Source organism: Monashia sp. HAY1-5C (assembly GCF_056755255.1).
On record NZ_JBPGXG010000686.1, the window covers coordinates 1 to 241 of the forward strand.

The window sequence follows — 241 nt, forward strand, 5'->3', positions numbered from 1 at the left end:
TCAGGATGGTGCTTACGCCATTGGCAGTAGGAGCCCAGGCTGTTCCGTTCCATCCCAGTACCTGTCCTGAGGTGGCTGACATTTGATTCAGCTTTGCTGCTGTTACTGCACCATCCGCAATCCCTGCGGTAGCTACGGTTCCGAATCCTAAAGCAGTTCCGCTTCTTCTTAACACATACCCATCAGTACCTGCTGCGATATCTGTAGGTGCTGCTGCGGCATTGGTTGAATTTCCTTTTAC

The 241-nt window shown here is 51.5% G+C and carries 1 protein-coding gene; it reads right to left on the reverse strand.

Going from position 1 to position 241, the window contains the following annotated elements:
- A partial coding sequence (locus ACR9ZK_RS23195) for a hypothetical protein (RefSeq protein ID WP_481344266.1) occupies positions 1-241 on the reverse strand: 241 nt, incomplete at both ends.